General features: G+C 56.1%; 8 protein-coding genes and 2 pseudogenes. 9 read left to right on the plus strand and 1 reads right to left on the minus strand.

Features of this window, described 5'->3' with window-relative positions:
- Positions 1-540 (minus strand): annotated as a pseudogene (locus tag NX05_RS18940) (hypothetical protein); the annotation flags it as partial.
- 60 nt (positions 541-600) lie between these two features.
- Here NX05_RS18940 and NX05_RS25405 point away from each other — a divergent pair.
- The 9 genes and pseudogenes from NX05_RS25405 to NX05_RS18975 all read left to right on the plus strand — a co-directional run.
- Positions 601-842 (plus strand): annotated as a pseudogene (locus NX05_RS25405) (transposase); the annotation flags it as partial.
- 888 nt (positions 843-1,730) lie between these two features.
- A complete protein-coding gene (locus NX05_RS18945; RefSeq protein WP_039435456.1) occupies positions 1,731-3,278 on the plus strand; it encodes an MASE1 domain-containing protein in 1,548 nt (515 codons plus the stop codon).
- A 1,027-nt stretch (positions 3,279-4,305) separates the two neighbouring features.
- Entirely contained in the window at positions 4,306-4,953 is a 648-nt protein-coding gene (locus NX05_RS18950) for a hypothetical protein (protein ID WP_042774121.1), read from the plus strand.
- A 31-nt stretch (positions 4,954-4,984) separates the two neighbouring features.
- On the plus strand, positions 4,985-6,124 hold the full coding sequence (locus NX05_RS18955; RefSeq protein ID WP_053012889.1) for a TrbL/VirB6 family protein: 1,140 nt from the start codon (positions 4,985-4,987) through the stop codon (positions 6,122-6,124).
- Between the two features lie 50 nt (positions 6,125-6,174).
- On the plus strand, positions 6,175-6,678 hold the full coding sequence (locus NX05_RS23210) for a DUF4189 domain-containing protein (RefSeq protein ID WP_080764625.1): 504 nt from the start codon (positions 6,175-6,177) through the stop codon (positions 6,676-6,678).
- 211 nt (positions 6,679-6,889) lie between these two features.
- Positions 6,890-7,420 (plus strand): hypothetical protein, encoded by a 531-nt coding sequence (locus NX05_RS18960; RefSeq protein WP_039445941.1) that lies wholly within the window; start codon positions 6,890-6,892, stop codon positions 7,418-7,420.
- The gene (locus tag NX05_RS18965; RefSeq protein ID WP_039435454.1) at positions 7,417-8,076 is read left to right on the plus strand and encodes a hypothetical protein; all 660 of its coding nucleotides are present in this window, start codon (positions 7,417-7,419) and stop codon (positions 8,074-8,076) included. The genes NX05_RS18960 and NX05_RS18965 overlap by 4 nt, the downstream gene beginning before the upstream one ends.
- Positions 8,073-9,449: a Tle-like phospholipase domain-containing protein gene (locus tag NX05_RS18970; RefSeq protein WP_053012891.1), complete on the plus strand. Its 1,377-nt coding sequence runs from the start codon at positions 8,073-8,075 to the stop codon at positions 9,447-9,449. The genes NX05_RS18965 and NX05_RS18970 overlap by 4 nt, the downstream gene beginning before the upstream one ends.
- Before the next feature lie 23 nt (positions 9,450-9,472).
- Positions 9,473-10,639, plus strand: a complete 1,167-nt coding sequence (locus tag NX05_RS18975; protein ID WP_053012893.1) for a TrbL/VirB6 family protein — start codon at positions 9,473-9,475, stop codon at positions 10,637-10,639.
- Positions 10,640-10,768 lie beyond the last annotated feature (129 nt).

Below are 10,768 nucleotides of genomic sequence, written 5' to 3' on the forward strand. Positions count from 1 at the left end.
AAGCTGTGCCTGTAACCCAGGCAACACCCCGCAAACGGCCGAAACCGGCAAAAAATCGGCGATTTGAGCGCCCTCAGCGCGGCGGATGCGGTTGCTTCGTTTTCCGGTCGCGTTGATCAGACCATCCCTAGTCCAATCTTTCCCGGTCAACACCCGCCCAAGAAACCACGCTTCGCTTGATAGAACGAAACTGTCATCGACCAGTCGTCCCCCCGCCGTAAATTTTGCCGCAAACACGGCTGACTCGCGAAACTTGGGTTCCTGGTAGCCCTGATCGGCGCCGTACATCGCATCGAGCTTCTCGGCAACGAGACGACTGTCGTAAAGATGAGCATAGAGCGTGTGGCTCCATATGCGCTTCTTGGGCAGCTCCTGCTCACTGACGATACTTTCCGGGGTCCACGGAAGCAGCGGGCGCTGAATTGGCGTGTCATGGATAAACGCTTCGTATCGATTACTGCGTTTTTTGAGCTTGGGTGCTGATTGCGGTTGCAACAACTCGACCGCGTGCCAGTACCGGACGATGCTTTCTTGATCCATCAAAACGACTTCCCCTAGAGCGTGTTATGAACTTTGCCCTTGTCACACTAACGTATACGGATGAAGCCTCGTAAGCCTCATCCAACCGACATTTCCGAAGAAGAATGGGCCTTTGCTGCGCCGTATTTGACACTAATGGATGCGCAGGCGCCACAGCGTAAGTAAGCGCTACGCGCGATGTTCTAGGCACTGCGCTGGATCGCACGGGCCGGCGCACCATAGTGATTGCCTCCCAACGATTTCCACCTTGGGAGGCGGTGTATCAGCAACCCCAAAGTTGGCTGCAGAATTCACTTTCCTGCGGGCGAACATACAAAGGTTGCGGGTTCACTTCCCACTGGCCGATGCGTAGGAACCCAATCGCACAGAGAGGCAATGCGCGATCCACATCGCGAACAGGAGCGTGGTGGTATTCCCGCAAAGTCTCAGAAGCATGTTTCTGAGTCAGCGGGCGATGCCCGTCAAGGTCTATAGCCCCACTTCGCGATGATGGCTTCCAAGATGGCTTGATTCGGTGCAGTCGCGCCTGGACATGTCGTCAGATATACCCGGCGTGCCGCCGCCGTGGCCGGCGGGTTGAAGGCCGGGCTCCATACCTGGATGGCGTGGAAGGTTGCGATCGGCGCTGCACATTCAGGAGACGGAGTGCCGAAGCCGGACATGCCGGACATGCAAAGAAAGACCGAGCAAGGATCAGGCGCCTGGGCGCGAGCTGGGGCGCTCAGGCCAAGGCCTAAAGCCGCAGCCAGTGCGAAAGTGGCGGCAGTGGTGCGTGGCTTCATGACAAGTACCTCCCTGGTAGTGGTTGAAATGACGTGCTCGCTTAGATGTGGTGATGATGGCACGCTTTGACTTTGGCTGGGACGCCGTGCCTGGCGGCAGCGCTCTTTCCCAGCGTGACAGGGTGCCGTCCTCGTCACCGAAGAACACTGCTCATCGCGTGACCAAGCCGAATTGCATTCCAGGGCTCCCGCCAACTCCACGCTCCCCGCCACGGCCTCTGTCCATCTGATCAAGCCGAGGGGGCAAGGACGTCCATGTTTTTGCAGCAGGCTCTCTACATACCTGACGCGCATCTGTGGCGTACCCGTTTCACTGGGCTGTAGGGGCATGTACCGGTCTTGGTCACCCACACCGTTACGGCTCCCGCTCAGGTATGCTCTGGCGTCGTCAAAACTCAAGGTATTCCCATGGAAGGGCTGAAAAGTGTGACGCAGGGCCTGTTAACCGCTACGGCCTACTGTCTGGCGTTTCAACTGTCTTGGCACTGCTCACTGGATCAGTGGTACCTGCCAGCTGGCCTTCGGATCGCCGCGTTGCTGCTCGCCCCTTCTCGCTTGCTACCCTGGATACTGATGGGCGATGTCGCGGCATTGCTGATGATTCGGGTTCCTGCGATCAGCAGTGTCGGTGTCAATCCTACCTGGGCCTACGCAAGCCCCTGGATCCTGGTCCCGGCCATTGCCCTGGTCCCTATTGCTATTCGGGCAAGGTATGGGGCAATACATCGCGCAGGAGCGTCACTGATCCCGATGCTTCTGGTCACGGCAGTCTGGGGCGCGCTCTGCACTCTGGGGACCAACATAATGCTCGATGGACCTTCGTCGGCAATCAGCGGCGTCAAGTTCGCCCGTTTCGCTGTAGGTGACTACCTCGGAATGTTGATGGTGGTCCTGCCGGTGCTTCTATGGATGCGCCGCCACGACGAAGAGACGCCCAGCCGCCTGACGCCTCATTGCGCACTGGCGGTTCTGGCGACTGCATTGATCTTTGCATTAGCAACACTGCCGCAAAGCAATGTTGCACGGTTGGGCTTAATGTCGTTGCTGATCGTTCCTGCCGTTCTACTCACCTGGCTGCATGGCTGGCGGGGCGCGGCCATCGGCGTTGTGCTGGCGAATACCGCTCTGGCATTTTCACTGCGAAATACGGGTGTGCTGGGGGCCTATGACTCAATAGGCTTTGTTGTGCAGGTGATGCTCGCAACAACGGCTACGGGACTATTCGTGCTGGGCGCGCGTATCTCCAGCACCCTTGCCGAAGTGCGCCTGCGTCTGCGAGGCGAGCAACAGGCATTGGATACGGCAAAACTGAGCTACCTTTGGGCTGAGCGGGAATTGCGCGAGCACGTGATCGAGTACGTCGACATTGAGGTACAGATGAACCGACTACGCCGCGACATCGAAAGTCATCTCAAGTCACGCGGACAACATGAAGCCGCCATGCGGATGATTCGCACGGGCTCTATCCAATCGAAGATGCTGCACGAGTACATCAATGCTTTGTACCCGCTGGAGATCGAGACGCATGGGCTCTATCACGTTTTCCGTTCGCCAGGCTTCGCCAGCGCGAGTCACACAGAAATCCACCCGATGATGCTTCGCGGCAATCCCATGAAGTTGTCTGTTGGGCTGCAGCTTGCCGTCTACAGATGCACCCAGCAGGCGATTGCCTGCCTGACTCCAGCAAGGCGTCATACCATTAAGGCCAGGGTCGGAAAACTGGGCGGGCTGCAGGGCATCGCTATATCAATTTACGGGGATAAGCCACAGAGCAAGCCTGCCAGTCGGACCGCTCTTGAGAACACAGCAGAGTTGTCCAGCAGGGTGCGCTCGTATGGTGGCACCTGCCGGCGCCACCATACGGGCAAGATCAGCTTCTTTGTTTCCGAACCAACAGGGACACGATCAATTTTTAGGTACGATGAGCCAGCTGTTACCACGCGCGAGTGTCTGTAGCAGCACCGTCATACCGTCTCCTTCATATACGACTGTTCCGCTCGGAAGTGAACCAGCCGCCAGGATCGTGGTGCGGTCTGCATCGATACCAACCGGCATGACCCAACGGGTACCGTCGATCCACCCGATTGCAGTTCGGACATCGCCACTAGGGCCATTGACTTGCAGATAGCGGATTCCGTCTCGCTCGAACGTATACACGTGCAAGGTGCTGACAGCCGAGAGATCAGTAGCAGAGGGACGACTGGCCCCCAGCCCTGTTGTCGCAGCAGCAGGGCTATGACCGACATCCGGACAGCATGCCGCCGCACTGTATGACAGTGCCAGTCCTAGCAGTCCCACAGCCACTTTTGCCGTACGTTGGAAGTTACGCATCACATGTCCTTTCCCCTCGAAGAGGGAGTGCTCGCCTGCGGTCCAGGCAGCTGCGACGGTACGCGATCCAGAGCTTTCCTCGGTTGACAAATATCGTGCGAACTCGACCGGGCACGCCATTGCAGAGGGTGAGGAATTGCCGTTCCCGGATGTCAGATTTTTCCTACCCAGGCAACCTTGTCCCTTGAGGTGGCGGCCGCTAGACGATGAGAGGACGGTCTGGAGGGGAGCAGGTAGTGGCAATCTGCCTTGACCTATGCCAGAGTTCGACCCAACCTGCCTCAATAGCACATAAGGATAATGGCCCTAGCAGGCGCTCATCTCCGCACCCCCGGCGGCGTCTTTCTCGTCGCTGTGCCTGTGTCTGAACAAAAATTCTCTCGCTTCATGATTGCGTTACGCGCTTGACTCCCCACCACCTGCCTGGGCTGCCTATCGCCTTCCGGGCTGTGCCCTCTATATCCCTCGTTTTGCTATCCCCGCCATCCATCTGCACCCATCAAGACCGACGAGTCCCGCCATGAATGACCGCTCACGCCGCTCACGCCTTTCATTTTCACGTCTCGCCGCAGGCTTGTTGCTTGCGGCCGGTCTTAGTGCTGGGCCCGCGAATGCAGTGGGTTTGGGTGTGCTCGTCAATGATCAAACGTCGCTGGCGAAGGCCTTGCAGGAGTACGGAGAGCAGGCTAAGCGATGGACCGAGACTCTCAAGCAGTATCAGCAGCAGCTGGATCACTATCAGCAGCAGCTCATCAAGATCCCGCGGTTGGATCTAGGGACGTCCAGCATGGCTGACAACTTTGCCGAACGTCCAGAAGACTATGGCCTGGAAGACGACTGTCCGGGTGCCCCAAAGACTGGCCTCGCAGGGGTGCTCCAGCAATTCAAGTCTCTCGCCCCCAACATGAACGGAAATATGGTGGAGGAGCAAATGAAGGTCTGCACACGCATGGTGCTGGCAAAAAATGCCAAATACAACGAGTCGGTACGCATGCTCAAGCGCCTTATAGAACGCAACAACAAGTTTAAAGCGATTGAGGCGCAGCGCGACCTAGGTGGCACCAGCCAGGGAGCGCTTGCTGCCAACGATAACGAAGTTCAGCGTTTCGTAGCACAAAACGCCATGGACCTGGACTACTGGAATGCCCAGATGACGGCATATGACAGCTATATCGTCGGGCTCAAGGAAGATCAGTCGCGATTGGCCAGAAAAGCTTTGGATGGTGACCAAAATAGCTGGCTCAAACCGCTGGGACAGCTCGTGCAGGCCGCAACGCTGAAAGCCGCGTTATCCAATTGATCGCTACACCACGACAGACAGGCAGAAGGTAATGGACGCAATTTTCCACGGAGCGATGAACTGGTTGCAGCCTTTGGCGGATATCGGCCTCGGTGAGTTCGTTTTCTTCAAACTGGTCAACGACTACTTCAGCAACGAGATTCAAGAGTTCGGCTTGGAGTTGATGAGCCGCGCTATGAGGTGGGTCAGTACGATCGCTTTGACAGTAACCACGCTGTGGGTACTGATTCTGGGCTATCGCATCGCAACCGGGCAGTCGCGTGAAAGTGCAATGGCGACCATGATCAAGGCCGGCAAGGTCGCGTTCATCATCAGCCTTGCTTCAGCTGTCGGGGTCAACGGCGCAATGCTGCACCAGACCATGACCCAAAACCTGGACAAAGAGATCCATGGCCTTTTCACGGGTGATAAAGACAGCACCGCCTCCGATGCGATCGACGAAAATCTTGCCTACACGCAGGTGGCGCTGACCGCGCTGGATGCGGTGCGCGTCGACGCCACCGATCCGGAGGCAATAGAGAAGAAAGGCCGAGCTGTGTTGATGGCGGGCTTCGGCACCGCCAGTCCGCCGATGGCGGCCGGAGCGATGCTGCTGTTGTTCAAGTTCACCATGGCCTTCCTGATCGGGATCGGGCCAATCTTCATCCTGGCACTGATCTTCGACCAGACCAAAGACCTGTTCAAGAAGTGGTTGTTCTACGTGATCGGCACGCTGTTCTCGATGGCAATGCTGTCGGTGGTCACGGCGATGGTGCTGAAATTCACGGCAAAAGTGGCTGCGGCCTACTGGGCTGCCCGACTCATCACATTGGGCAACGCAGAGGGACTGTCTAGCCAAGCCCTGCAGCAGGGCGGTATCGGGTTGATCATGACCGGGTTGATCATCAGCGTGCCAACGTTGGCGGCTGCAATTTGGCAGGGTAATATGGGAACGTTCATGGCCTATTCGGCATTTGATCGTGGCGGTGCTGCGAGTCCTGGGCCGCAGGGACAACCAGCTGGGTCTTATGTGCCGCAGCAGGTGGCGAAGAGAGGTGAGCAGCAAGATAGTGAATCGCCAGCCACCTTACAGAATGCAACGACTAGGATTGCGGGGGCGACACCAACGCAAGCGCCTCAGCCTGTCGGCTCACGCGGGCAAGCTGGACAAGGCAGCAACCAGGATGTTTAATTAAGTCGTTAACAAAATTAAATATTATTGAAAATATGTATGGGTGCGTCATGAATTATTTTAGCCTCTCAGCTTTTTCCATTTTACTCTTCTCTAGTGGCGCCTGGGCACAAGGTTGTCCGCCAGGGCAGTATCAGATTGGTGGTCAAGGGGCGATTGCATGTGCTCCTATTCCGCAAGGAAACACAGTTCAAGAGCCGCCGCGCCCAAGCGGAAAATGGATAGAAACTTGGGGAGCCATTGCGGGTGATGGAAATGAAAATCTTGGCGTGTCTACTGGTAAATTGAAGAAAGCTGATGCCCAGCAAGATGCGGTAGAAAAGTGCGAAGCGGAAAGTCAAAAAAATTGTAGCGTTCTCTATGTTTATTTGAACAGGTGTGCAGCAATCGCTGAGCCTGAGCATATGGGAAATATAATTAGAAGTTTTGCTGCAGGACCTTCTATAGAAGTAGCTAGTCGAAATGCAATTTCATTTTGTAATAAAAAGAATAATGGTAGCCAGTGCAAGGTAATATACACCGACTGCACGGAGCCTTTATTTCAAAAGTTCTGAATGAGCTTCCGGGGCATCATGAGGCGGCTCTTTAGATAAGCGCTTAAATTAAGAAAACCGATTTATAATCAATTCTAAAGTAGTAACTAAGGTGAAAAACCGAGAATAAAATTGGTATGCTCGTTCATAGCTACGTTCCTAGCTACGTTCCTAGCTACCTCCCCCTGACCACGTTCGCCGTTAGTTCAATAGAGCTCGTAGGAGCGATGTAATGGATAGCGTGTATCCCTCCCAGAACGCACATTGGTACCGGTCGCCCAAGGGCGTTCGGCGCATGTTGACTATCCTGCTGATGTCAACCTTACTGACCGCAAGTTTGGTTGTCCTGGCCTATCGAACTTCGTTCACGATCCTGCTGGACCTTGCACAGTATGCGGCCTCCATCTGTGCTTTATTGCACTTCGCGATAGTTGCGATGCTGCTGGGTCTCATTGCAGGTGCTTTGACAGTTTGGAAAAAGCTGCAAGCAGAGGGAAAACATACTGAAGAACTAAAACAGCTTCGCCAGGTGATTGTCAGTGCGACTGCAATGACGCTGCTGATGTTCATGCTTGCAGTGGCTGCGGCCTGCGTTCCCTATGTGATGGATGTCATGAAGAAGTTCCCCGAGTTTGGGGTGGTCTTTGCAATCATGCTCATTGCCTTGTTGATACATCGCGTCAACATTAACCGCATCTGTGAACGACTTGCGAACTCCATGACAGCCGCGCAACGTTCTGCACAGCGCACGATGGCCGCATGAAAGGGAAGCTGGGAATTAAAATTGCGAGCTCTCTTGTCTTGGTTTTCTTAGCAGGATGCAACCCCATGAAGACTGGCTCTGAAAGACACGACACCGACGCGACCACCACCGACGGCGATCCGGTCTACCGCAAGAACCCGCATCCAACACAGGCGTACCGGATCACCATGACCATCGAGGATGCGCCGGGACCGTTTGAGTGGGTATCGGGAACTGCGTTCTATGAGATGACGAATCGCGATGCGTGCACACCCATTGATCGCTCATTGGGCATGTCCACAAAGCAGAAAGAAGATGGGATTCCCATCAATTTCGAAAAGGTAAACGACACCACATACGTGGCGAAGATTTATGCCGATGGCATGATCGATGCTGACTACTACGGCAAGGGGATGTGCAGCTTTGAACTCAATGGAGTTGGCATCTCGCTGAAAGCAACCGGTAAGCACGAAGATACGCGCTTTCAGCCAGCGCTATTTAAGAGTGAAATTTATAGCTCAGTCCCCAAAGTTACTTATTTTTGGAAAGGACGCTATCCGAAAGAAGATATCGACAACTTCCCCGATGGCGGCCGCCTTGCTATCGATCAATTCAATGATAATGCTCGCAACAACATCTTCAAAGTCACCCTGACTACTGAAAAGGTGATCCCATGAGTCTTACGAGCCAGCAGTACGCCGCACTTTCGAGAGATTCATACGACAAACCAAACGAAGTCGGAGTGGACAGCGACCCTGTAGACATCGGTGGAGTCTTTTATAAGCGTCTTGAGTACCGTGACAGCCCCTCAGGCTATCAAGGCGTCATCTACCAACGTGTCGATACGAACGAGCTCATCGTCGCCCATCGTGGGACCGAGACTGAGCGTGAGCTCAAGCAGGATGGTGTCTACACCGATGGCGGCATGGTCGCAGCACGTCACAACCGCCAAGCCGCCGAAGCAATTGAGTTGACCAGACATGCGTTGGTCTATGCACAAAAAATCGGTAAGGACGGCGAAGCACCAGACGTCACCGTCACCGGCCACTCCCTCGGCGGCAACCTGGCCCAAGTCACCGCCCACCACTTCGGGCTCAAGGGCGAGACCTTCAATGCCTACGGCGCGGTCAGTCTGGACCGGCGCATTCCCGAGGGCGGCACCGATGTCATGAATCATGTGATGGCCGGCGATGCGGTCAGTGCTGCCAGCAAGCATTACGGCCAGGTCAAGCTATACGCTACCCAGCAGGAGATTGCCACGCTGGAAAAGGCCGGTTACGCCAATGACCGCAGAGTTTTGGACGCTCGCAATCCAGCTGTCGTCAAACCGCTCGCCGACTCGCACCGCATGCACAACTTCCTGTCCGTGGATGCCTACGACGCCCCAGACCGCTCGGTGCTGGAAGACCCCAAGGCGCAGCAGTTAGCCCGTCAATACGCGCCGATGATCGACAAATACCGCGATGACGTGGAGGTGTTGCGTGGTGGCGTAACGCTTGGTGCACGCGGTGGTTATGGCATGGCCGTCGATGCCATCGACCGTTTACGCGGCCCCTTGGAAACCGGGGCCGGAACGACAGAGATGGCGGCGGCACGCTGGCAAGAAGTGCAACAGCACATGCAAAGCGAAAACGCCCCGACGTATGTCGCGCCCGGCTGGAAGATGCCTATGGGCTCATCCGGCAGCGAAGTGGATGCACCGGCAGCGCCGCGTGGTCGGCTCGGTGAGCCTGTATCCGCATCGGTTCCCAACGATCCGCTTTATCAGGCCATCCACAGCAAGCTCCCCGCCGGCACCTCGCCGGCCGAGGCCATGCATGCCACGGTCGAAGCCAAGCGTGTGGGTATCCTGAGTGTCGATCAGCTGCAAAGCGTGACCGCGCATCAGGACGCTGTGTGGATCGTCGGTCAAACCCCGGGCTTCCGAGTCAAGGTGGACTTGTCCGAGAGTGTGCCTCCGTTGCAGGAAAGCATCCGCCAATCCCAGGCACTGGATACACAGCGGTCGCAGCCGGACATGACCCCGCAGCCACCAACGCGCGTCATGTAGGGATGTATGACCGGATTGCGCCGATGACTGCATCCTTGCAGGCTACCGCCACTTCAGACCGATGTGCGGATCGTGCGATTGGCAGGCTGCAGCCTTTGGCGGATATCGGCCTCGGTGAGTTCGTTTTCTTCAAACTGGTCAACGACTACTTCAGCAACGAGATTCAAGAGTTCGGCTTGGAGTTGATGAGCCGCGCTATGAGGTGGGTCAGCACGATCGCTTTGACAGTGACCACTCTGTGGGTACTGATTCTGGGCTATCGCATCGCAACCGGGCAGTCGCGTGAAAGTGCAATGGCGACCATGATCAAGGCCGGCAAGGTCGCGATCATCATCAGCCTTGCTTCAGCTGTCGGGGTTAACGGGGCAATGCTGCACCAGACCATGACCCAAAACCTGGACAAAGAGATCCATGGTCTTTTTACGGGTGATGAAGACAGCACCGCCTCCGATGCGATCGACGAAAATCTTGCCTACACGCAGGTGGCGCTGACCGCGCTGGATGCGGTGCGCGTCGACGCCACCGATCCGGAGGCAATAGAGAAGAAAGGCCGCGCTGTCTTGATGGCGGGCTTCGGCACCGCCAGTCCGCCGATGGCGGCTGGAGCGATGCTGCTGTTGTTCAAGTTCACCATGGCGTTCCTGATCGGGATCGGACCAATTTTCATCCTGGCGCTGATCTTCGACCAGACCAAAGACCTGTTCAAGAAGTGGTTGTTCTACGTGATCGGCACGCTGTTCTCGATGGCAATGCTGTCAGTGGTCACAGCAATGGTGCTGAAATTCACAGCAAAAGTGGCCGCGGCCTACTGGGCTGCCCGACTCATCACGTTGGGCAATGCAGAAGGACTGTCTAGCCAAGCCCTGCAGCAGGGCGGTATCGGGCTGATCATGACCGGGTTGATCATCAGCGTGCCAACGTTGGCGGCTGCAATTTGGCAGGGTAATATGGGGACGTTCATGGCATATTCGGCATTTGATCGTGGCGGTGCGGCAAGTCCTGGACCACAGGGACAACCAGCTGGGTCTTATATGCCGCAGCGGACAGCAGCTAGCGGAGACAGATCAGATGCTAACGTTCAGAAAACTGGTGGAACGACTAGCTGGACTATAGCCGGCACAGACTCCAGTGAAACAGCTGCTAAAGGCTCGCGAGGATTGGCTGGACAAAATTCACGGGATCAAGCCTAGTTAGTTGTCCCTGAAAAATCCCCTTCAAGCGCCCCGTGCCGTCTGTGACAGCGGCACGTGGCTAAAGGATGGCCATTCCATCGCCCGCATCCAGGCACGCAAAAACGCGATCCAGCGCAGCAGCCAGCG

It is taken from the genome of Xanthomonas vasicola (genome assembly GCF_000772705.2).
In the GTDB taxonomy this organism is placed as follows: Bacteria; Pseudomonadota; Gammaproteobacteria; order Xanthomonadales; family Xanthomonadaceae; genus Xanthomonas; species Xanthomonas vasicola.